Annotated in this window: 22 protein-coding genes; 9 read left to right on the forward strand and 13 right to left on the reverse strand. The window is 64.2% G+C overall.

All coding sequences use genetic code 11. The features are described 5' to 3' along the window. Positions 1 to 61: 61 nt before the first annotated feature. A complete protein-coding gene (locus IVB48_RS13275; RefSeq protein WP_247400322.1) occupies positions 62 to 1,354 on the reverse strand; it encodes an ABC transporter substrate-binding protein in 1,293 nt (430 codons plus the stop codon). 136 nt (positions 1,355 to 1,490) lie between these two features. On the opposite strand from IVB48_RS13275, the gene IVB48_RS13280 reads away from it, so the two are divergent. Together IVB48_RS13280 and IVB48_RS13285 are read left to right on the forward strand one after the other, a co-directional pair. After that, positions 1,491 to 2,324, forward strand: coding sequence for a MurR/RpiR family transcriptional regulator (locus tag IVB48_RS13280; RefSeq protein WP_247287203.1), 834 nt, complete (start codon positions 1,491 to 1,493; stop codon positions 2,322 to 2,324). 22 nt (positions 2,325 to 2,346) lie between these two features. Continuing rightward, entirely contained in the window at positions 2,347 to 3,171 is an 825-nt protein-coding gene (locus tag IVB48_RS13285) for an SDR family NAD(P)-dependent oxidoreductase (protein WP_247400323.1), read from the forward strand. 73 nt (positions 3,172 to 3,244) lie between these two features. Here the strand turns inward: IVB48_RS13285 and IVB48_RS13290 are convergent, their stop codons facing one another. Beyond that, entirely contained in the window at positions 3,245 to 4,318 is a 1,074-nt protein-coding gene (locus tag IVB48_RS13290) for a DUF2778 domain-containing protein (RefSeq protein ID WP_247400324.1), read from the reverse strand. Between the two features lie 653 nt (positions 4,319 to 4,971). On the opposite strand from IVB48_RS13290, the gene IVB48_RS13295 reads away from it, so the two are divergent. Together IVB48_RS13295 and IVB48_RS13300 are read left to right on the forward strand one after the other, a co-directional pair. Beyond that, positions 4,972 to 5,496, forward strand: coding sequence for a FecR domain-containing protein (locus tag IVB48_RS13295; protein ID WP_247400325.1), 525 nt, complete (start codon positions 4,972 to 4,974; stop codon positions 5,494 to 5,496). Between the two features lie 76 nt (positions 5,497 to 5,572). Then, positions 5,573 to 7,462, forward strand: a complete 1,890-nt coding sequence (locus IVB48_RS13300) for an adenylate/guanylate cyclase domain-containing protein (protein ID WP_247400326.1) — start codon at positions 5,573 to 5,575, stop codon at positions 7,460 to 7,462. A 26-nt stretch (positions 7,463 to 7,488) separates the two neighbouring features. On the opposite strand, the gene IVB48_RS13305 is transcribed toward IVB48_RS13300, so the two are convergent. From IVB48_RS13305 to IVB48_RS13320, 4 genes are all read right to left on the reverse strand, one after another. Then, positions 7,489 to 8,991: a glycosyltransferase family 39 protein gene (locus IVB48_RS13305; protein ID WP_247400327.1), complete on the reverse strand. Its 1,503-nt coding sequence runs from the start codon at positions 8,989 to 8,991 to the stop codon at positions 7,489 to 7,491. Between the two features lie 6 nt (positions 8,992 to 8,997). Then, on the reverse strand, positions 8,998 to 10,131 hold the full coding sequence (locus tag IVB48_RS13310; protein WP_027567728.1) for a glycosyltransferase family 2 protein: 1,134 nt from the start codon (positions 10,129 to 10,131) through the stop codon (positions 8,998 to 9,000). 306 nt (positions 10,132 to 10,437) lie between these two features. Continuing rightward, positions 10,438 to 10,641 carry a hypothetical protein gene (locus IVB48_RS13315; protein ID WP_027518781.1) on the reverse strand — a complete coding sequence of 68 codons (204 nt, stop codon included), beginning with the start codon at positions 10,639 to 10,641 and terminating at the stop codon, positions 10,438 to 10,440. 88 nt (positions 10,642 to 10,729) lie between these two features. Further along, the gene (locus IVB48_RS13320) at positions 10,730 to 11,110 is read right to left on the reverse strand and encodes a hypothetical protein (protein WP_247400328.1); all 381 of its coding nucleotides are present in this window, start codon (positions 11,108 to 11,110) and stop codon (positions 10,730 to 10,732) included. A 117-nt stretch (positions 11,111 to 11,227) separates the two neighbouring features. On the opposite strand from IVB48_RS13320, the gene IVB48_RS13325 reads away from it, so the two are divergent. Together IVB48_RS13325 and IVB48_RS13330 are read left to right on the forward strand one after the other, a co-directional pair. Next, a complete protein-coding gene (locus IVB48_RS13325; protein ID WP_247287208.1) occupies positions 11,228 to 12,049 on the forward strand; it encodes a DUF72 domain-containing protein in 822 nt (273 codons plus the stop codon). 22 nt (positions 12,050 to 12,071) lie between these two features. Then, complete coding sequence (locus IVB48_RS13330) at positions 12,072 to 12,533, forward strand: DUF488 domain-containing protein (RefSeq protein ID WP_247362341.1); 462 nt, start codon at positions 12,072 to 12,074, stop codon at positions 12,531 to 12,533. 33 nt (positions 12,534 to 12,566) lie between these two features. Here the strand turns inward: IVB48_RS13330 and IVB48_RS13335 are convergent, their stop codons facing one another. The 6 genes from IVB48_RS13335 to IVB48_RS13360 form a co-directional block, all read right to left on the reverse strand. Then, a complete protein-coding gene (locus IVB48_RS13335; RefSeq protein ID WP_247400329.1) occupies positions 12,567 to 13,481 on the reverse strand; it encodes a PhzF family phenazine biosynthesis protein in 915 nt (304 codons plus the stop codon). A gap of 250 nt (positions 13,482 to 13,731) precedes the next feature. Then, entirely contained in the window at positions 13,732 to 15,039 is a 1,308-nt protein-coding gene (locus IVB48_RS13340; RefSeq protein WP_247400330.1) for an adenylate/guanylate cyclase domain-containing protein, read from the reverse strand. 30 nt (positions 15,040 to 15,069) lie between these two features. Beyond that, a complete protein-coding gene (locus IVB48_RS13345) occupies positions 15,070 to 16,233 on the reverse strand; it encodes an ABC transporter permease (protein WP_027567722.1) in 1,164 nt (387 codons plus the stop codon). Continuing rightward, the gene (locus IVB48_RS13350; protein WP_247400331.1) at positions 16,230 to 17,162 is read right to left on the reverse strand and encodes an ABC transporter ATP-binding protein; all 933 of its coding nucleotides are present in this window, start codon (positions 17,160 to 17,162) and stop codon (positions 16,230 to 16,232) included. The genes IVB48_RS13345 and IVB48_RS13350 overlap by 4 nt, the downstream gene beginning before the upstream one ends. Continuing rightward, positions 17,159 to 17,947: an efflux RND transporter periplasmic adaptor subunit gene (locus IVB48_RS13355; RefSeq protein WP_247287215.1), complete on the reverse strand. Its 789-nt coding sequence runs from the start codon at positions 17,945 to 17,947 to the stop codon at positions 17,159 to 17,161. Before IVB48_RS13355 ends, IVB48_RS13350 begins: the two co-directional genes overlap by 4 nt. Next, positions 17,944 to 18,612, reverse strand: a complete 669-nt coding sequence (locus tag IVB48_RS13360; protein ID WP_247400332.1) for a TetR/AcrR family transcriptional regulator — start codon at positions 18,610 to 18,612, stop codon at positions 17,944 to 17,946. Before IVB48_RS13360 ends, IVB48_RS13355 begins: the two co-directional genes overlap by 4 nt. Positions 18,613 to 18,721: 109 nt before the next feature. Here IVB48_RS13360 and IVB48_RS13365 point away from each other — a divergent pair, with 109 nt between their 5' ends. Genes IVB48_RS13365 through IVB48_RS13375 form a run of 3 tightly spaced genes read left to right on the forward strand, consistent with a single transcriptional unit; the run spans position 18,722 to position 19,943 of the window. Further along, positions 18,722 to 19,057, forward strand: coding sequence for a metalloregulator ArsR/SmtB family transcription factor (locus IVB48_RS13365; protein WP_007611986.1), 336 nt, complete (start codon positions 18,722 to 18,724; stop codon positions 19,055 to 19,057). Continuing rightward, positions 19,054 to 19,518, forward strand: coding sequence for an SRPBCC domain-containing protein (locus IVB48_RS13370; protein WP_027567718.1), 465 nt, complete (start codon positions 19,054 to 19,056; stop codon positions 19,516 to 19,518). The genes IVB48_RS13365 and IVB48_RS13370 overlap by 4 nt, the downstream gene beginning before the upstream one ends. Before the next feature lie 11 nt (positions 19,519 to 19,529). Then, positions 19,530 to 19,943 carry a GFA family protein gene (locus IVB48_RS13375; protein WP_247362357.1) on the forward strand — a complete coding sequence of 138 codons (414 nt, stop codon included), beginning with the start codon at positions 19,530 to 19,532 and terminating at the stop codon, positions 19,941 to 19,943. A gap of 43 nt (positions 19,944 to 19,986) precedes the next feature. Here the strand turns inward: IVB48_RS13375 and IVB48_RS13380 are convergent, their stop codons facing one another. Further along, the gene (locus IVB48_RS13380; protein ID WP_247362359.1) at positions 19,987 to 20,397 is read right to left on the reverse strand and encodes a DUF2000 family protein; all 411 of its coding nucleotides are present in this window, start codon (positions 20,395 to 20,397) and stop codon (positions 19,987 to 19,989) included. Positions 20,398 to 20,442 lie beyond the last annotated feature (45 nt).

Raw genomic sequence — 20,442 nt, forward strand, 5'->3', positions numbered from 1 at the left:
TGGTCCCGGTGCGCGGCGCGCGAGATGCGCGCCGCTCGTTCTGCGACGTGACGCGCCGTCTTCAGGAGTCGACGGTCGGCACCTGCTCGTAGGGCGTGAGCTTGCACTTGCCGGCCGCCGCATCGTCAGCGGCGGATTTCGGCTCCGTCCAGCTGATGATCTCGAACAGATCGGTATTGTCGGCCGGCTTGGCATTGCGTCGCGCCAGGTAGATCGTCTGCTGCATCTGGTGCGTCATCGGATCCATATAGGCGTCGAAATGCTGCATGCGGTCGGTCGCCGAGACCTTCAGGTTCTCAAGCTCCTTGATGATCTTGACGTTGTTGGTCGACCCTGCCCGCTCGATCGCACGAAGCAGTTCGCGCGTGGACATATAGCCGTTGTAGGAGACATTGCCCGGCACCGGGATCGGGCCGTCCTTGTTGGCGGCCTGCCACTTCTTGACGAATTCGGCGACGCCGGGCAGCGGCAGCTTGTGATACCAGGTCGTGCCGAACACGCCGAACAGGCTGTCGGGCGCACCCCACACGTCGGGCCAATCCTGCTGGTTGTTGATCCAGGCCGGCTTGCCGTCGAGCTTGAGCTGCGCCACCTGCTCGCGCAATGCCTTGATGTCGTCGCCGCCAACCGCGGTCGCCACAACGTCGGGCTTGGCCTGCTGGATCTTCAGCAGATAGGCGGTGAAGTCGCGCGTGTTCTGCGGCACCAGCAGATTGTCGAGGATCTTGCCACCAGCGCTCTCGACCTGCGTTCTTGTCGCGGCAGACGTCGTGTGACCCCAGACATAGTCGTTGGTCAGCAGCATCCAGTTCTTGCCGATGGAGTCCACCGCATTCTTGACCGACGCCTTGGAAAAATTGGTGCCGTTGCCGTCCCAGACGAATTTCACGCGTGAGCAATTCTCCCCGGCTTCGCTCGGCGCCGAGGAATTGGTGTTCATGTAGATCACACCGTATTTGCTGGCGACCTGTGTGATGGCGTTGGCGACACCCGAATGCAGCGCGCCGATCAGGATGGTGCAGTCCTCGCGGGTGATGAAGCGTTCGGCGACGCGGCTGCCGGTGGCTGGCGTGGTCTCGGTGTCCGCGGTGATGAACGTGACCTGGCGCCCGAGTACGCCACCTTTGGCGTTGATCTCGTCAATCGCCATCTTGATGCCGCGGAAATCATCCTGGCCGCTGTTGCCGTATTGACCGCTGGCATCGCAGGTCAGGCCAAGCTTGATCGGTTTCGCGCCTTGCGCCCAGGCATGGTTCTCCCGCCACGGCCCAAAGAAGCTGCCGGTGCCGCCGATGACACTCGCCATCAAGCTGCCCTTCAGAACGCTTCGCCGTGAGATCTGACGCCCTCTCATCGTGTCCTCCCGTTTTCGAAGTCTTTTGCTTTTTTGTGAGATTAGAATATTCATTCCATCTATTATGTAAAGTAGAATATTTGATCCAAACGATGAAATGCCGTTAAACAGGCGACCGATCCGGAGATCCGACTCGATGAACAAGGCGGCTGGCGCCATGAGTTATGACGAACTGCGCGGCGCGATTGCGCAGCGGCACCGGGCGCTGTCCGGCCGGCTGCAGCAGATCGCGGAGTTCGTGCTCGATCACCCGACCGATGTCGCGCTCGGCACCGTGGCGGAGGTGGCGCAGCGCTCAGGGGTGCCGCCGTCGGCGATCGTTCGCTTCGCGCATGCGCTCGGGTTCGGCGGCTTCACCGAGATGCAGCAGGTGTTCCGCTCACGCCTCGTTGCCGGCGTCGCGCCAAGCTACAAGGCGCGCCTCGCCCGCATGAAGAGCCAGGAGAAGTCAGTGCTCGGCCGCCAGCCGGCCGCGGTATTGTCGCGTTTCGTGTCCGAAGCGCAATCATCGCTGGTCGCGCTCAGCCAATCCGTTCATGCGCGCGAACTCGACGCCGCAACCGCGATCCTTGCCAAGGCACGTGACATCTATCTGCTCGGCCTGGGCGGCTCGTTCCCGGTTGCGATCCACCTCGCCTACGTGCTGCGCAAGCTCGGACGGCGCGTCGTCCTGCTCGACGGCCTTGGCGGCAGCATCCACGAGCAGTCGCACGCGGCGACATCAGACGACGCGCTGGTCGCGATCAGCTTCCGAAATTACTATCCGGATACGGCGCGGTTGTTTCCTGAACTCGTCGCGCGGGGCGTGCCCACGATTTCCATCACCGACAGCCTTTTGAGCCCGATCGTCGAGGGCGCGAGCGTCGTGTTCGAGATCCAGGATATGCCTGAGCCCGCGCTGCGTACGCTTGTCGCACCGATGTGCCTCGTGCAGGCGTTGGCGATCGGCCTCGATCTCGCAGCAGACTGACGTTCACAACAGGAACAAGATCATGACATCGCATGACACCAACAAGCTTCTGGCAGGCAAAGTTGCGCTGGTGACCGGCGCGGGACGCGGGCTCGGCCGCGCTTTTGCAGAGAAGCTTGCCGCGCTCGGCGCCGACGTCGCCATCCACGGCATGCGCGAGAACGGGCCGGCCGAGTATGGCGAGGGCACCACCCTCACCGCGGTCGCCGCCGAGATCGGCCGCGAATTCGGCGTTCGCAGCCAGCGCGTGCTCGGCGATCTCACCAAGGGCGAGGACATCGCACGCGTCATCGCGGAGACCGAAGCGGCACTCGGCCCGATCGACATTCTCGTGCACAATGCCGGCGGCGATATCGCGGCCGGCGGCGGCAAGCCCGATCCGAACGATGCGGTGAATATCAAGGAGGCCGATGTGCGCGCGGTGCTGGAGCGCAATCTGCTCTCCACCATCCTGACATGCCAGGCGGTCGCGCGCGGCATGATTGAGCGCCGGCGCGGCCGCATCGTCACGCTTGGCTCCGTCGCCGCTTTCAAGGGACGTACCCAGGGCTCGATCTATGCGGTCTCGAAGGCCGGCGTGACCCACTACACGCGATGCCTGGCCGACCAGCTCCGCCCCTACGATGTCGCCGTCAACTGCATCGCGCCCGGCGATACCCGCACCGGCCGCTTCCTCGGAACGCGCGCAGTCGACCCCGACAGAATGGTCGAGACCGGCACGCTCGACCGGATCGCTACCGTCGACGAGGTCGCGCGCGTTGTCGAATTCTTCGCAGGGCCCATGGGCGCCTTCGTTTCCGGTCAGGTGCTGCGGATCGACGGCGGCGGGCAGTGCTGGCCGGGCTAAAACGCACGCGCGAAGCGAAACACAAAAGGGCCGCTGCAAGCGGCCCTTTTGCGTGATCTCGAATTGACCGAAGTTAGTCCACCCGCGCCAGCACCGCGAGCTTGCGGATGCCTTTATTGCGGTAGGCGTCGAGGAACGCGTAATAATCCTTGAACGACACGCAGCCGTTGGAATCGCCGTTGGGCCCGAGCATGAAGGTGTGCGCGAGCAGGCCGTCGCGGCCGTAGATCGCGCTCTCACCGCCAATCGGGGTCAGGCGCAGCGCAGGCACGCCGTGAAACAGTGCCTCGCGCGGCTTCAGCGTGTAGATGTGCGGCGGCGTCACGCCGCGCATGCGGACGCGCGAGGAGCGCGGGTCGTCGAGGTTGGAGCCGAGGCCGGAATGCGCCTCGAGCTTGGTGCCGTCGGGCAAGTAAACCGTTTTAGCGGAGATGTCGTAGACTGCGGTGTCACGCTCATAGGGCGCCGAACCGCCGAGCATGGGGTTCTGCTCCCTCGGCGCGATGGACGCGGTCACGCTGGCGTCGGCCGAGGCATAGGCGAGCAGCCCACCGGACGGCTCGCGCTTGCCCCAGAGCTTTTCCACCATCGACTGGCGCGGTCCGGTGATCGACATCACCGCAGCCTTTGCGCGATCGGCAATCGATTTTGGCTTCGCCTCAGGCGCCGGCACGATCTCGGCCGGATCTGCCGAGGCAAGCTGCACCGGCGCGTCAGCGCCGCGCTTGGACTTCGCAGGGTCAGCGATCTTGGCCGGACCCGGCTTCAGGACTTCCGCGACCCTCGCGATCACGCTCGGCTTCGGCGCGTCCTTGGCTTCGGCGACCTTGGTTGCGGGCGCGGCGCTGGCCGCATTCGATGTCACGCCTTGGGTCGCAGCCGCGGCAAAGCGATCGTTGAACATTTCGCGCGAGATCGGCGCTGCCACCTGCAATCGGTCGGGCAAGAGCGCAAAGGCGTCCTTGACGGCCTCCCCGGCCTCGCGCAGCGCGACCCTGGGCGCCCGCTTGATCACGGGCTCGTCGTAGCCGTTGCTGCCGACGGTCGGATAGACGCTGGCGGCAAAGATGTTGCTGTAGATGGTCCAGCCGGCGCCAAGCACGACGCAGCCGATCACGGCGGCGCCAAGCACGTTTTGGATGGTCATTTTCCGGGAAGGCTTCCGATAAGAAGTGCTCGAGAATCCTTTGGACTTTCGTGCCGCGATGCCTTGCGCAGCGATACTCGTACTCATTCGCCTTGCGTCCAGAACGGTGTCACTCAGTCCCCCTTTGAAGCGCCGCTGGTCACGATCCGGGAACAGCATCTCGCAGAGGGTCGGAGCGTCATTAAGGCCACTTTTAGTTAAATGCGGATTAAGTTCGGGCGGATGTGGGGCAACCCGTTCGGGTGTCCCATTTCGAGAAAAAAGCCCGCAGAATTACGGACTTAAGCGCGTCTGTTAACTATGATTCGGCGGGATTTAGCGCTGCCGGCGACCGTCTCCGGCCGCATCTCTAAGGCCATCCAACCAAGTCGTTTTCGTGGTCTTCAATACCCGGAAGATAACGGGGAAACGTTGCGCGAGGCTGGTGCGCACGGCCCCCTCTCGTCCGCAGCCGCGGCGCGGTTATCAGCAGCCACATCACAGACCGCGGGCGCGAGCCGGTGCCCTGACCGAAAGTTGATCGCACCGCACTGGAAAAGGCCGCGGCGAGAAAATAGCTACGGCAACCGGCACTTTTCAGCAGCCTCTGCGTGTGATACGGTACCGTATCAAGATCGCCTTGAACTGTGCCGAGCACGCAAACGGAGGCTGGCATGAGAGAGTTCGTGCGCGCAGGGTTTTTCGCTCTGGCGGGGTCGTTTCTGTTGATCGGACATGCGATTGCCCAGCCTGCCGCCAATGTGGGCTGCACGACGGCGCCGTCTGCTGCCGGTACGCAGACCTGGCGCTGCGACAACGGCATCACGATCGTTGCCGAAAGCGGTGCCAGATTTGAACTTAAGGACGCTAACCGCGACGGACATATAGACTCCGTGGAGTTGAGCAGCAAAGCGCTGCTGGTCGAGGTGCCCAAGAAGCCCGGCGGCAATCCCTTCAAGGTCCTGACGCCGCAGGCGATCGCCGCGGTGCGCGGCACGAAATGGGCGGTCGATGTCGCGGAGGCCAAGACGTCCGTCTTCGTGGCTGACGGCCGTGTCGGCGTAAGCCGCAGGAGCGGCGGGCGCGGCGTGGTATTGGGCCGCGGCCAAGGCGTCGACGTGGAAGCGACAGGCCCGTTGACGGTCAAGACATGGGGCCAGCCGCGCGTCGACGCATTGATGGCAAGACTTGGTCAATAGGGCCAGGCCAATAAGTTCGAGTCAGCTGGGCTCGGCAAACAGCATTTGGACGATAGAGAAATTGCAACACGACCACATGAGTAGCCGACGCGTTCAGATCCTGGTGGCACTCGTCCTCACCGCGCTGTGGGGCGCGGGCATCTATGCCGGCCATGCCAACGGTCATCTGCGCTTTCTCGACCGCCTCGAGGCGACGCTGACGGACTGGCGGACGCAGGTCCGTGGCGTGCGGGTTCCGCCCGATCTCATCACCATCGTCGCGATCGACGACACCGTCGTGAAGCGCGGCGGCAGCTACCCGCTGCCGCGCGCCGATCTCGCCCGCGTCGTCGACACCATCGTGCAGTTCAAGCCGAAGGTCGTCGCGATCGACCTGCTGCTGGTCGACCGCAGCGCTGCGATCGGCGACGCCACGCTGGCAAATACGCTGGCTACGGGTCCCATCGTTCTTGCCGCCGCGGCGATCTTCCCGTCCGCCAGCGAGACCGTGGAGACCAGCGGCCAAGGCCCCCTCGCCGCCCTGCCGCAGGCCGAGCGCTTCCTGCTGCCCTTGCCGGCGTTCGCCGATCATGCCGAGGTCGGCGTCGTCAATGTTGCGACCGGCCAGTCTGGCTCACCGCTCTCGGTCCCGATGCTGTTTCGGACCAGCGACAAGGTCGAGCTGTCCTTTCCGTTGCGGGTCGCGGCGCGTGCGCTCGACAAGTCGCTGACGATCGCGCCGGACCATCTGATGCTCGGCGACCGCGCGGTGCCCACCGATACCGACTTCGCGCTACCGATCACCTATTACGGCCCGCGCCGGACCATCCGCACCGTCAGCGCACAGAGCATCTTCGACGGCACGTTAAGTCGCGCGGCGATCGAGAACCGGATCGTCGTGATCGGGGCCTCGGTCGCCGGCGGCGGTGATTTTTACCCAACACCGTTCGATTCCCTGATGCCCGGCGTCGAAGTGGTCTCCACCGCGATCACCCATCTCGTCGCCGGCGACAGCATCGTGCGCGACCGCAAGGTCCACATCGCCGACGCGCTCATCGCGATCCTGTTGCCGATGCTGCTGGTAGGTCTGCTCGCCTGGCGGCGCAGCGCGCTTGGCATCGTCGCCGCGGCCGCGGTGATGATCGCCTGGGCCAGCTTCAATTTGTTCGCGTTCACACATGGCGTCTGGCTGAACGCCGCGACCACGCTCGCCGCAGCAGTGCCGCCGGTTGCGATCTTTGCCGGCGTGCAATTGTGGGCGGGAGGCCGCCGCACGCAATATTTCGCCGCCAAGAGCCGGTCGCTCGCGCAATTCCAGGCGCCGGCCGTGCAGGAGTGGCTGGCGCGCGATCCGAATTTCCTGTCAACACCCGTCCGGCAGGACGCAGCAATGGTCTTCATCGATCTCTCCGGCTTCACGGCGCTGAGCGAGCGGATCGATCCGGGCGAACTCCAGGACATTCTGAAGGCGTTTCACGCGCTGATCGAGAAGACCGCGGTCGATTGCGGTGGCATGATCAGCGGCTTTCTCGGCGACGGCGCCATGATCCTGTTCGGCCTGCCCGGCGCAATGCCCGACGACGCCGCACGCGCACTGAAATGCGCGATCGACTTGCATCGCGGCGTCGAACGCTGGATCGCGTCACTGCCGTCTGCGATCGGGCACCAGCTCGGCTTCAAGATCGGCGCGCATTTCGGCCCGATCGTCGCCTCGCGCCTCGGCGAGAGCCATCAGCACATCACGGCGACGGGCGACACCGTCAACGTCGCGAGCCGGTTGATGGAGGTTGCCGCCCAGAACGGCGCGCGGCTCGCGCTCAGCGATACGCTGCTGGATGCAGCCGACTTCCAGGGCGCTCCCGACGGCGTTCTGTCGGGCCCCCTGCTCACGCAGGTCCGCGGCCGCTCCGGCGTCGTGACCGTCTGGTTCTGGCGCGACCAGGACAGGCCGAACCAGGCCGCGACCAAGGCCGAGATGATCGACTGAACCTTCGCCATCATCTCGACGAAGAGCTACCGCGCTTCCGGCGGCGGCGAGCGATCCAGCACGTCGCCCTTGGCGCCTTCGAGCAGATCGATGCTGTAAGTCTCGATCACGAGCGGGCCGCGCTTGCGCTGCAATTGCGCGACCTGCGTCACCTTGGCAAAGAGGTCGTGGACCGCCGGATGGCCGTCAGCTCGCAGCTCGTCGACATATATCAGCTTGCCCGCAAGCAGCTTTGGATCCGGCTCAGGCATGTTGGCCCAGCGGATGCGCTGGTTCTGCTGCGCCACGCAGCTGCCGCGCGGCAGATAGAAGGCGAGCCAGCCCGTCGTGCCGTAGTCCGGGGCAAGTACGCAGGTCGCACCATTGCGGGCGCGCACCGCTTCGATTTCGGCAGCGAGCTCGCGCCAGCCGACGCCGACGCTGCGCACGGTCGCATCGCGGCGATAGCCGGACAGCCAGCCGGTATTGGCCTGCACGATCAACGCGGCAAACATCACGATGCCGGTGGGTGCGGCCCAGCGCAGGCAAAAATCCACCAAGCGGCGCTGGCGGGGCTTCCACTGCACGAGATTGGCGGCGGCGGCCGCCGCGATGACGAAAGGCGGATAGACCGGCGCGAACCAGTTGGCCTCGACGCGGGCATGCAGCGAATGCCAGACGAAATAGGCAACGATGGTCCAGAACATCGTCTCGATCAGCACGCGCGAGGCCAGCGCGCCGGCCCGACGCCAGGTCAGCGCGTGCAGCCCCATCGCGCCGAGGATGAACACCAGCGGGGTTGCGAACGCGATCTGGGTCGGGATCAGCTCGGCAATGAAGACCGGACGAAAATCCTCGATCCTGGCGCGCCCGAGCTGCTTTGCGAACGAGACCCATTGATGATCGGCATTCCAGAGGATCACCGGCGAGAACAGCGCGAGCGCAACGAAACCGCCGAGATACGGCCAGGGCGAGAGAAACCAGTGCCGCAGTTTCGGCACGGCCGCGATCCAGATCAGGATCGCCAGCCCAAAGAACATCGCGGTGTATTTCGACAGGAGCGCCGCGCCGACGGCTGCGCCGACCGCGAGCCACCAGACGCCGCGGCCGCTCTCCAGCACTTTGGCGAGAAAGAACAGCACGAAGCTGGAGGCAACCAGAAGTGGCGCATCGGGCGTGACGATCAGCGTGCCGACCGAGGCCAGCAGCGTCACGTTGAGCAGGATGGCGCTGGTCGCCGCCACCCGCGCGCCGCCGAACAGGATCGCGGCGGAGCGATAGATCGCGTAGCTCATCGGCAGCGCGAGCAGGATCGAGACCAGGCGGACGCCGAGTTCGGTGTCGCCGGCGATCAGGGTGCCGGCGCGGATGACGTAGGCAACCATCGGCGGGTGGTCGTAGTACCCCCCGGCGAGGTTCTGCGACCACATCCAGTAATAGGCTTCGTCGAAGGTGATCGGCGTGAAGGCGGCTGCGACGAGCCGCAAGCCGACCAGCGCAAGGATCACCAGCGCCGTATTGCGGACGATCCGCGCGTCAGCCCCGCCCATCGTGAGCTATTTCTTGCGCCAGACGAACAGTCCGGACATCGCGTAGTTCCACACCACGCCCATCAGCGCCCCGGCCGCACCCGCAAGCCACCAGATCGGCTCCTGGTCGTAGACCGAGAAGGCGACGCCGACATTGGCGAGCAGGCCGACGCTACACACGATGTAGAACGCGATCAGGCCGCGCAGCAGCGCAAAGCCCTTCAGCCGCTGGTCGCGATAGGTGAGGAAGTTGTTGAGGACGAAATTGCTGGTCATCGCGACGATGGCGCCGGAGGCCTGCGCTTCCGCGAACGGCTCCTTGAACAGCTCGAGCGATATGAACAGGGTGGTGAGATGCACCACGAGGCCGATCCCGCCGACCATCGCGAACAGCAGGAAGCGCAACGAGACGGCGTCGTTGGTGAACTTTGCCAGCACCAGGCCGAGAAAATCCAGCGCGACCATAGAATCGAGCTTGCTTTCGCCGTGCTGGCGCTCACCGAACGTGTAGGGAATTTCGATGGCGCGCAAGCTGCCGTTCGCGCTCGCGACGAGGTCGAGCAGGATCTTGAAGCCGTGCACGGAAAGTTTCGGCGCCAGCTGCTCGAAACGGTCGCGGCGAACCATGAAGAAGCCGCTCATGGGATCGGCGATCTCGACCCGCAGCGCTTTCCTGGCGAGTTCCGTTGCCAGCGCGCTGGCGCCGGCGCGCTGCTTGTTGAAGCCTTCGCTCTTGTAGCCCTCGATGTAGCGGCTGCCGACCACGAGCTCGGCCTGCCCGCTCGCGAGCAGCGACAGCATCTTCGGCAGTTGCGTCTCGTCGTGCTGAAGATCGGCGTCGATCACGGCCGCATAGGGCGCGCTGCAGGCCAGGATGCCCTCGATGCAGGCCCCCGACAGGCCGCGGCGGCCGATGCGGCGGACACAGCGCACGCGGCTGTCGCGCTGGGCCAGCGCGCGCACGACGTCCCAAGTGCCATCAGGCGAATTGTCGTCGACGAACACGACTTCCCAGGCGATGCCGGCCAGCGCGGCCTCCAGCCGCCGGTAAAGCACCGCGACATTGTCGCGTTCGTTGAAGGTCGGGACGACGACCGACAATTCCGGCGCCGGCGAAGCCGCCTTTTGAGTGTCGGAGCCCGGTCTGATCGCTTCATTCATGACGGCAGCGTATATCCGCCGCATCCCGTGCTGCCAAGAACTTGTGCTGCCAAGAACTTGTGCTGCCAAGAACTTGTGCTGCCAAGAACTTGCGCTCGCAAGCCGGGGTTTCTCTGGGGAGCGGCCCAAAAGGGGCCCAAAAATGCCAACGACCCCGGAACGGCGGGCCGCGCGTACATCCGGCGCAGCCTGTGCTATTCCAAGGTCGTTCCAGCGCCGGAGTTTTTCGCTCAACGTCGCCGTTATAAGCTAAATGGGAACGGCAACGCCGCTTTACAAGGGGCGAAAGAGGCCCTTTTCACGCCCTTATTGGTTCGGGACTTCCTTGATCACCGGCCCTCGCGGCACGGGCGCGGCAGGGGCCGCCGGCGCCGTAACGGCGGCCGGGTCGACTTTCGCGGGCCTGGGCGGCTTGCCGTATTGGCCGATCGGCCCGAAGACGACGGCCACCGCAAGCACGATCGCCGCGACGATCGCGCCCAAAATGCCCCCCACCGACTCAGACGACATGGAAACTCATCCCTGTTCCAGATGCGCTCAATAATACCATGGATGAGAGCGCCGCCGGAAGGGCTTGCCGGAGGCACCGGTCCATGGGCTATTTCTGCGGCGGCTTGTGCTTGACGAAGGCCGTCACGATGTCCTTTTGCGCCGCCTCCACCGCCCTGTTCGCGGTCGCGAGATGCGCGCCGACATCAATATCGGGATATTGCGTGGTGAGATAATCGAGCAGTGCCACCCGGTAGTATTGTCGCTCCGACGGACAGGCTCCGGCGACGGAGCGGCCAAAATCCTGTTCCGACAGGCCCTGATTGCCGTCGCGCAAATATTCCCGCGCCAGGCAATGCCAATAATCGTCGCGGCCCTGCATGGCGAGCTTCTGCGCACCCTTGGCATCGTCATCGTCGGCCATAACTGAAGATATCATGGCAGCAGATGTCATCATAACGAGCGCCGCTCCCACCATCAGCATCCGCATCTTGTTCTCCTTTTTTCGCAGATCCCGTCGCGAGCTTAGACGGGACGTCGCAACTGGCCAATCACAACTCGTTTGATTAGGATGGAGGCCCCTCCTCCCGTCATCCGAGATCCTCCCGTGGCCAAAGCAAAAACCGCGTCTAAAAAATCAGGCAACATCTTTATCGGCATCGGCGGCTGGACCTTCGAGCCTTGGCGCGGCGTGTTCTATCCGGAGAAGCTGACGCAAGCCAAGGAGCTATCCTACGCCGCCTCGAAACTGACCTCGATCGAGATCAACGGCACCTATTACGGCTCGCAGAAACCGGAGAGCTTTCGCAAATGGGCGAGCGAGGTGCCTGATGGTTTCGTGTTCTCGGTCAAGGGGCCGCGCTTCGCCACCAACCGGCGCGTGCTGGCCGAGGCTGGGGATTCCATCAAACGTTTCTATGATTCCGGCGTGCTGGAACTCGGCGATCATCTTGGGCCGGTGCTGTGGCAGTTCGCGCCGACCAAAAAATTCGACGGCGCCGATTTCGGCAAATTCCTCGAGCTGTTGCCGCGCAAGCTCGACGGACGCGCCCTGCGCCACGTCGTCGAGGTCCGTCACGACAGTTTCTGCGCGCCGGACTTCGTCGCGCTGATCCGCGAATTCGAGACGCCCGTCGTCTTCGCCGAGCACGGCAAATATCCCGCGATCGCCGACGTCGCCGGCGATTTCGTCTATGCCCGGCTGCAGAAGGGCAATGACGAGATCAAGACATGCTATCCGCCGAAGCAGCTCGATGCCTGGGCAAAGCGCTTTCAGCACTGGGCCGAGGGAAGTGAACCCGACGACCTGCCGAAGGTCGACAAGGCCAAGCCGAAGAAGGAGCCGCGCGACGTGTTCGCCTATGTCATCCACGAGGGCAAGGTGCGCGCGCCGGCCGGCGCCATGGAGCTGATCGCGCGGGTGAGCTGACGTGTTTCGCTAAAGGTGTCTCATGGCAAAGGCAAAAAAGCTCTTCACCATCGGCTATGAGCAGACGCCGCCCAAGGCAGTGCTCGACGAGCTGGAGCAATCCGGCGTCAAGCTCGTCGTCGACGTGCGCGCGGTGACGTCATCGCGCCGGCCCGGCTTTTCCAAGAGGCAGCTCGCCGCAGGCCTCGATGAACGCGGCATCGCCTATGTCCATCTGGCAGCGCTCGGCACGCCCAAGGAAGGCCGCCTCGCCGCCCGCAGTGGGCAATACGATGTGCTGGAGAAGGTTTTCTCAAAGCACCTGAAGACGCCGGAGGCCAGGGAGCAGATGGACGAGCTCTCGGCGCTGGTGAAGAAAGCAGGTCCCGTCTGTCTGCTTTGCTACGAGCGCGATCACACCCACTGCCACCGCCAGATGATCGCTGAAATCATCGAAGAGCGCGATGGAGTGGCAGTGAAGAATCTGGCGGGACGGCAGGCCTGAACGACTCTCTCCGTCATGGCCGGGAATAGAGAGCTACCCCTCCCCCGCGAGCCGGAACGTGCCTTCCATCATCTGCACACAGCTGCCGCCGACATGAGCGGAGACGATGTTGCCGTCCTGCTTGCGCACGCGCGTCAGCAAGAGGCTCGGCCGCCCCATGTCAAAACCCTGGCCGACCGTGAGCTTCAACTCGCCGTCGCGGATAGGATCGAGATCGGCGAACAGCGCGGCGGCCGCGACCGTTGCGCTGCCAGTGGCGGGATCCTCAGTGAGGCCGCTGGCGCCGCGCATGAACATCCGCGCCTGCCGCTCGCAAGGCGCCTCCGCCGCGGGCACATCGCGCGTATAGAACCATGCCGCGAACGCGCCGTCGCACGGAAATACCTTGCCGAAGGCCGCCGCGTCGGACCTCGCCCGTTTGAGCGCATCGCGCGAGTGCACCTCAATCACCAGAAACGGCGTTCCAACGCTGACGACCTGTGGAGCGTGACGGTCGACCCTAATGTCGTCTGCACTGAGTGAGATGCAGCTCGCGGCATCAGCGGCAGACAACTGCGACAGGCGGGTCAGAGGCTGCGGCGCGGTGAGCTCGGTGCTGATTACCCGCCCCTGCTCTCGCGAAATATCGACCGGCACCAGCCCCGCCTTCTCCTCGAACCGCAGACGCGGTTTCGGCTCCTTCGCGATCGAGGCCAGCACGAAGGCGGTGCCGACATTGGGATGGCCAGCGAAAGGAAGCTCCCTGACAGGCGTGAAGATGCGCACCTCGGCATCATTCGCCTTGTCACGCGGCGGCAACACGAAGGTCGTCTCGGAATAGTTGAACTCGGTCGCGATCGCCTGCATTTGCGTGGTCGACAACCCGCCGGCATCGAGCACCACGGCGAGCTGGTTGCCGCCGAAGGCGCGGTCGGTGAACACGTCGACGGTGATGTAGCGGCGCTGCATCTTCATTTCCCTTACGCAATCGCAGCCGCAATCGGCCGCGTCGCCGGCACTCTACAAGCCGGCGACATCGTCCGTCATTCCCCAAAATTGAGTGCAATCGGAGCAATCGCGGTGACGCGTTGGAGGCCGAGAAGCGGCTTCCACAATGCAAGATCCAAAAGCTAGCAGAGATACTTCATCACGCGCCTTCAACGAACCCGACCCGCTTCAGCGAAGCGCGACTCACATTTGAAAGCGCAGGAAGCGGCCCTCACCCCAGTTGAAACACCGCCACCTTCTGTTCGTAACCGCGCACCTCGACCTCCCCAAGCGAGACCGCATCGTCGCAGTCCTTGCCAAGCGCCTCGCGAACGGCCGCCGAGATCAAGAGCTGCGAGCCGAACTCCTTGTTCAGCGCCTCCAGCCGTGAGGCGAAGTTCACGGTGTCTCCGATGACGGTGTATTCCTTGCGCCGGGGCGAGCCGATATTGCCGGCGACGACCTCGCCGAAATGGATACCGATGCCGATCTTGAGCGGCCAGCTCGTCTGCGCGTTGATGCGCTCCATCGCGGTTAGCATCTCGCGGCCCGCGGCGACCGCGCGGTGCGCGGCGTCGGAAGTCTCCAGCGGCGCACCGAACAGGGCGAGAAAGCCGTCGCCCAAGAACTTGTTCACGATGCCACCCTCGCGGTCGAGAATGTCGACCAGGACGGCGAAGGCACCGTCGAGCCGGTCGACCACCTCCTGCGGGGTTCGCGACTGCGCGCCCGCGGTGAAGCCGCGAAAATCGACGAACATCACGGCAACGCGGCGGAGGTCGCCGGCGGCGCTCGTCCCCGCCGCCATCAGCCGCTCCACCACCTGCGGCGAAACGTGCTGGCCGAACAGGTTGGTCACCCGGTCGCGCGCGGTCGCTGCGGCAATGCTCGCGGCGAACTGGCGGCGGAGCTGCGCACCGACCGCGCCTGCAAGCACGCCGCAGATCAGGATGATGGTGCTTCGTACCGCGTGGAAATAGATCTGCGGCTCGCCGCTCCCGCTGGCGGGATCGAAGATCAGCGCCACAGTGAGCAACTCACCCGCAGCGACGAAGCCGGTGAAGGTGGACAGCCAGAAGTCCAGCCGCAGGGTCGAAAGGATGACGAAAATGAAATAGATCAGCGGCACGACGAAGCCGAGCGCCTGGCTCGCGCCCATGCTGCGAATCTGCAGGATCAGGATGACGGTCGGCAGCGAGGTCTCGATCAGCGCACCGATATGGCGCCGGAACACCGGCAGATCGCGGTCGAGCTTGAGGTTTCGCCTGATCTGGCTGTGGACCCAGACCTCGAACAGGATGAACCCGGTCAGGAGACCATAGACCTCGGCAAGCCCTTCGGTGCCCCGCCAGACCCGCTGCACCACGGAGGAATCGACAAGATAGATCGCGGTGAGGAACACGACGATGACGCAGCCCGTCGTGATCAGCGCCCTCACCCGCACGAGCTCGGTGCGCAGCACTTCGCGCGTCAGCTCGCGCTCGAAGTCTTCGGAGACCACGGCATGCTGCCGGGCCTTTCTGCTCGCAAAACTGACCATTCCGCCCCCTTGATTCCGGGGCATCTTGCCTCAATCCAGCGTGCGGCGGAAGCGCGTCACGGCGATGGTCATGGCGAGCAGCATCAGGACCGCCAGCGCCAGCGCGTCGAAATGCAAATTTTGCATGCTCGCGCCCTTCAGCATGATGGCGCGGACGATGCGCAAATAATGCGTCAGCGGCAAGCACTCGCCGACATATTGCGCCCAGGCCGGCATCCCGGCAAACGGGAACATGAAGCCGGACAGCAAGATGCTCGGCAGGAAGAACATCATCGACATCTGCATCGCCTGGAGCTGGTTCTGCACCAGCGTCGAGATCGTATACCCGATCGCCAGGTTGGTCGTGATGAACAGCGTCGAGAGCAGCGCCAGCAGGAACAGATTGCCGAGCACCGGCACGCCGAACAGGCCGACCCCGATGCCGATGATGAGGAACGCCTGCACGAACCCGACCAGCACGTAAGGGATGATCTTGCCGAACATCACCTCGACCGGCCTGATCGGCATCGACAGCAGGCTCTCCATCGTGCCGCGCTCGACCTCGCGCGTGACCGAGAGCGCGGTGAAGATCAGCATGGTCATGGTGAGGATGGTGCCGACGAGGCCCGGCACGATGTTGAGGCTCGACGCGGCGGCGGGGTTGTAGCGGGCATGCGCGCGGATCTCGAACGGCATCTCCGGGGGATCTCCGATGTAGAGATCGTGCTTGAGTGCGGTCTGCACGACCATGCCGAGCGAGCCGATCGCCGCGCTCGCCGCCACTGGATCGGTGGCGTCGGCCGCGACCAGCAGCGCCGGCTTATCGCCGCGCCGCACTGCCCGCTCGAAGCCGCGCGGGATCTCGACGCCGAATAGAACCTTGCCGGATTTCAGGAGATTGTCGAAATCCTCGACGTCGTGCACTTCGTAGAGAAAGCGGAAATAGGCGGTGTTCTCCAGTGCCTTCAGGATCGAGCGGGCGAGATCGGAGTCCTCCTGGAGCAGCACCGCGCTCGGCAGATTGTGCGGCGTAGTGTTGATGGCATAGCCGAACAGGAGCAGCTGCATCACCGGCAGCATCACGATCATTGCAAAGGACACCCGGTCGCGCCTGAGCTGGATGAACTCCTTGATCAGCATCGCATAGGAGCGCCTCCAGAAGCCGAAGCGCTCCCTGATCGCGTGCTGGGGTTCGGAACGATCGACCGCGCTCATTGGAAATTGTCCTTGGAACGACTCATCAATTCGATGAACACGTCTTCCAGTGACGGCGAGGATTTGTGCCAATGCAGTCCGCTTTTTTCGCGCCACGGCGCGATGCTGGCCTCGAGCGCGGCGACGTCGCGGCCGGAGACGTGCAGCGACGTGCCGAACGGCGCCACCATGTCGATCCCGGGCTTGCCGGTGAGCGCAGCCGTAAGCTCGTTCAGGTCCTCGCCCGTCACGGTGTAGGTCGTCAGCGCGGATTTCGCGATTACCTCGTCCACGGTGCCGTGCACGAGCAGATGGCCATAGGCGATATAAGCGATCTCGTGACAGCGCTCGGCCTCGTCCATGTAGTGTGTCGAGACCAGCACGGTGAGACCGTCGGCCGCCAGTGCATGAATCTCGTTCCAGAAATCGCGCCGCGCCTTCGGGTCGACGCCGGCGGTCGGCTCGTCCAGCAGCAGCAGTTTAGGACTGGGCAATGTGCAGGCGCCCAACGCCAGCCGCTGCTTCCAGCCGCCGGAGAGCTCGCCCGCGAGCTGCTCCTCGCGGCCCGAGAGGCCCAGCCGCCTGATCATGTCGCGCGCGGCGCCGCGTGCATCGCGAAGGCCGTATAGGCGCGCGACGAATTCGAGGTTTTCGCGGACTGACAGATCCTGATAGAGGCTGAAGCGCTGGGTCATGTAACCGACCTGACGCTTGATCTTTTCGGCATCGCGCCTGATGTCGTAGCCGAGGCAGGTGCCCTCGCCGCTGTCGGGCGTGAGCAGGCCGCAGAGGATGCGGATCGTCGTCGTCTTGCCCGAGCCGTTCGGGCCGAGGAAGCCGTAGATCGAACCCCGCTTCACCTGCATCGACAAATCGTGCACGACCTCGCGGCCGCCGAACGACTTGCTCAGGCCCTTGACGTCGATCGCAATGCCATTGCCGCCGTTCATCGCTTGTCCGCCACGGGGGTTTTTGGATTGAGATGGACGTCGATAGGTTGTCCGACACGCAGCGCATCGGGGCGCGACGGCCGCGCCTGGATCAGGTAGACGAGCTTGTTGCGCTCCTCGAGGCTGTAGATGACTGGCGGGGTGTATTCGGCCGAAGTCGCGATGAAGTAGATCTTTGCCGTGAGATCGGCGGCGCAATTGTCGCACGCGATCCGCACGGTGTCGCCGATCGCAAGCTTCGGCAGCTCGGTCTCCGGCACGAAGAAACGCAGCTTCATGTTGCCGGGAGGCATGATCGAGAGCACGGGCCGCTGCGCTGCCACCATCTCGCCCTCGCGAAAATAGATCTGCTGGATGGTACCGGCCACGGGCGCAAAGCCCTTGCGCCGCGCCATCCGCGTCTCCGAGGTCGCCACCCGCGCCTCGGCGACGCGCAAGGCAGAGACGGCCGAGTCGAGATTGGCCTGCGTGCCCGAGCCGGTCTTGCTCAGCGAGGCCGCGCGGTCATAGGTCTGCTGCGCGTTGGCAAGCGTCGCCTTGTTCTGGTTGAGATCGGCAAGCTGGAGATCGTCGTCGACTGAATAGAGGTGATCTCCGACCTTGACCTCGTCGCCCTCGCGGATGTTCAGCTTCGTCACGCGGCCCGCCTCGTCCGGGCTGACGAAGATCATGTCGGCCTCGACCCAGCCCTGGAAGCCGGGCTCACGCTTGTCCTTGCAGCCAGCAAGCCCGGTTGCGAGGACCGCGACTAATGCGAATATAAAAATTGCTCGCAACGACCTCATGTCGAGCTCCGTTCGCCAAAAATCAAATCGAGATGGACGCGCAGCATGTCCTGCGCGTTGAGCGGCGCGTGCCGCGCAAACAGGCTCTGCCAGATCACCGCGATCATCGCGGGTGCGACCAGGATCTGCGGGTAATGCGCCAGGTTCTGCTGGCGGATCTCGCCGCGGGCAATGCCGAGTTCGATCAGGGCGCGCATGGCGGCCATCCCGCGCGAGACGACCTCGCGGTAGTAGAAATCGGCCACGGACGGAAAGCGCGGTCCCTCGGCCACGATCAGGCGCACGAGATCACCGCGTCTGGTGCCGATCACCTCCTTGAGGAAGTTGCTGGCAAACGTCTCGACGAGATCACGCACCGAGCCCGCCGGCGGCGGCAATGCTGTCAACCGCGTCACCACAGGGACGATCACGGTCCGCACCAGTTCCTCGAACATGGATTCCTTGTCCTTGAAGTGCAGGTAGATGGTGCCCTTGGCGACACCCGCGCGCTTCGCGATGTCGTCGAGCCGCGTCGCGGCAAAGCCGCGCGCGATGAATTCCTCCATCGCGGCCTCCACGATCGCGGCACGCCGTTCCGCCGCGCGCGTGGCGCGGCTCGACGCGGGTGCCGCGTCGCTGGCGCGATCTGTGGACGGAGCGGCGGGTTTGGTCGGCTTCTTGGTCATCCCGATTACATGACTGACCGGTCAGTCATGGTCAAGGCAGGATTACAGACCCAACCAGGCCAATAAATTAGCCTTTACTAATTCATTAGTGGATGCTAATCTAGTTCCCATGATCGAAGCCGCCCCAAATCCCGTCACCACCGTGATGCGCGCCCTCGCCGATCCGACCCGGCGCGCGGTGTTCGAGCGCGTCTTCGAGAGCAAGGAGATCAGCGTCGCCGAGCTCACGCGCGGAAGCGGCGTGACGCAAGGCGCGATCTCGCAACACTTGAAGTCCCTCAAGCAGGCCGGCCTCGTCGCCGAGCGTGCCGAGGGCCGCAACGTCTATTACCGTGCCGCGCCGCAAGGCCTCGAACCGTTGGTCTCCTGGATGGACCATTACGGCGTGTTCTGGCGCGAGCGCTTCCAGAACCTGCGTGACCTCTTGAAGGAGATCGATCCGTGAGTGCTCTTGAATTGAAAGCCGAGACAAAAGACATCGTCCTCGACGAGGTGCTCCCTCACGCGCCGGAGACGATCTGGAAGGCGCTGACCAGCGCCCAGCTCATCGCGCGCTGGCTGATGCCGCCGACCGGTTTCGAGGCCGTCGAAGGCAACACTTTCACCTACCAGACCACGCCGGGCGGCGCCTGGGATGGCGTCATCCATTGTCGCGTCCTTGAAGTCATGCCGAACCGGCGCCTCGTCTACGCCTGGAAGGGCGGCGATGAGCGCAACACCGGCTACGGCGCGCCGCTCGACACTGTCGTGACGTGGTCCCTCACCCCGGTCGAGGCCGGCACGCGGATCCGTCTGGTTCATGCGGGCTTCGTCATACCCAGGAACCAGTCGGCCTACACGGGCATGAGCGGCGGCTGGAAGAAGGTCGTCCGCCAGCTCGACGAGATCAGCGGCGAAGACAAGTAAGGAGTTATCGCATGACCAAGCCCTTTACCGGCGGCTGCGCCTGCGGCGCGATCCGCTATTCGATCGCCAGTGAGCCCCTGTTCGCCAATCACTGCCAATGCCGGGACTGCCAGCGCGAAAGCGGCAGCGGGCACGGCTCCTACATAACCTTCGCGCGCGCCGGCGTCACGCTTACCGGCGAGGCGAAGCATTGGGACATGGTCGCCAACAGCGGCAACGTGAAGACGCGCGGTTTCTGCACGCAGTGCGGCGTGCCTGTTTACATGACCTTCGCGGCACAGCCCGACGTCTTTACGATCCGCGCCACAAGTCTCGACGAGCCCGCCCGCTACAAGCCGCAGGCGGTCACTTTCGCCGCGCGCGGACATGACTGGGATCGTCTTGACCCGGACCTGCCGAAATTCGCTGGCATGCCGCCGGGGTAAGGCATCGCAAGTGGAAGCGCGCGCAAGACCGCGCGCATTCACGTCAACTATGAAACTTCAGCCCATCAACGATCTTGTCGATCACCTTGCGCTCGGCGCGCATCGCAAGTCCAACGAGGTTGAGGTCAGGGCGCGCCACTGCCCTCACCGCCTCGCGATTGGCGGCATCATGCGTGGTCTTGAACATGTCCTCGGTGTAGACCGCCGGCTTGACGCTGCGCGTCAGGGCCCGATCGAGCGCGCGCGTCAATGCGGGACCGTCGGCGCCATAGATCAGGATCGGCTGTCCGATTAGCGCGTGATATTTCGTGCCCGACGCGTCCTCATAGGGCTCGCCGATGCAGTCGGGAAACGCAGCCGCGATGCCGCTGGTCAGGAACGAGGCAACGTTGAGCTTCTGCCAGGGCTGAAGATCAGTGCGGATCACAACGGCGATTTTAGTGTCGAATTGCATTGAATTCCCCAACTGTCATTCCGGACTCGATGCTACGCAACATCG

The sequence above is a fragment of the Bradyrhizobium sp. 76 genome (genome assembly GCF_023073025.1).
In the GTDB taxonomy this organism is placed as follows: domain Bacteria; phylum Pseudomonadota; class Alphaproteobacteria; order Rhizobiales; family Xanthobacteraceae; genus Bradyrhizobium.

Coding starts and splice junctions, on each gene's coding strand:
- IVB48_RS13285 (WP_247400323.1), top strand. CDS start 2,347: ATGACATCGCATGACACCAACAAGCTTCTGGCAGGCAAAGTTGCGCTG.
- IVB48_RS13305 (WP_247400327.1), bottom strand. CDS start 8,991: ATGGGCGGGGCTGACGCGCGGATCGTCCGCAATACGGCGCTGGTGATC.
- IVB48_RS13345 (WP_027567722.1), bottom strand. CDS start 16,233: ATGAGCGCGGTCGATCGTTCCGAACCCCAGCACGCGATCAGGGAGCGC.
- IVB48_RS13295 (WP_247400325.1), top strand. CDS start 4,972: ATGAGAGAGTTCGTGCGCGCAGGGTTTTTCGCTCTGGCGGGGTCGTTT.
- IVB48_RS13315 (WP_027518781.1), bottom strand. CDS start 10,641: ATGTCGTCTGAGTCGGTGGGGGGCATTTTGGGCGCGATCGTCGCGGCG.
- IVB48_RS13330 (WP_247362341.1), top strand. CDS start 12,072: ATGGCAAAGGCAAAAAAGCTCTTCACCATCGGCTATGAGCAGACGCCG.
- IVB48_RS13275 (WP_247400322.1), bottom strand. CDS start 1,354: ATGAGAGGGCGTCAGATCTCACGGCGAAGCGTTCTGAAGGGCAGCTTG.
- IVB48_RS13360 (WP_247400332.1), bottom strand. CDS start 18,612: ATGACCAAGAAGCCGACCAAACCCGCCGCTCCGTCCACAGATCGCGCC.
- IVB48_RS13375 (WP_247362357.1), top strand. CDS start 19,530: ATGACCAAGCCCTTTACCGGCGGCTGCGCCTGCGGCGCGATCCGCTAT.
- IVB48_RS13280 (WP_247287203.1), top strand. CDS start 1,491: ATGAACAAGGCGGCTGGCGCCATGAGTTATGACGAACTGCGCGGCGCG.
- IVB48_RS13350 (WP_247400331.1), bottom strand. CDS start 17,162: ATGAACGGCGGCAATGGCATTGCGATCGACGTCAAGGGCCTGAGCAAG.
- IVB48_RS13380 (WP_247362359.1), bottom strand. CDS start 20,397: ATGCAATTCGACACTAAAATCGCCGTTGTGATCCGCACTGATCTTCAG.
- IVB48_RS13290 (WP_247400324.1), bottom strand. CDS start 4,318: ATGACCATCCAAAACGTGCTTGGCGCCGCCGTGATCGGCTGCGTCGTG.
- IVB48_RS13310 (WP_027567728.1), bottom strand. CDS start 10,131: ATGAATGAAGCGATCAGACCGGGCTCCGACACTCAAAAGGCGGCTTCG.
- IVB48_RS13335 (WP_247400329.1), bottom strand. CDS start 13,481: ATGCAGCGCCGCTACATCACCGTCGACGTGTTCACCGACCGCGCCTTC.
- IVB48_RS13300 (WP_247400326.1), top strand. CDS start 5,573: ATGAGTAGCCGACGCGTTCAGATCCTGGTGGCACTCGTCCTCACCGCG.
- IVB48_RS13365 (WP_007611986.1), top strand. CDS start 18,722: ATGATCGAAGCCGCCCCAAATCCCGTCACCACCGTGATGCGCGCCCTC.
- IVB48_RS13355 (WP_247287215.1), bottom strand. CDS start 17,947: ATGAGGTCGTTGCGAGCAATTTTTATATTCGCATTAGTCGCGGTCCTC.
- IVB48_RS13320 (WP_247400328.1), bottom strand. CDS start 11,110: ATGCGGATGCTGATGGTGGGAGCGGCGCTCGTTATGATGACATCTGCT.
- IVB48_RS13340 (WP_247400330.1), bottom strand. CDS start 15,039: ATGGTCAGTTTTGCGAGCAGAAAGGCCCGGCAGCATGCCGTGGTCTCC.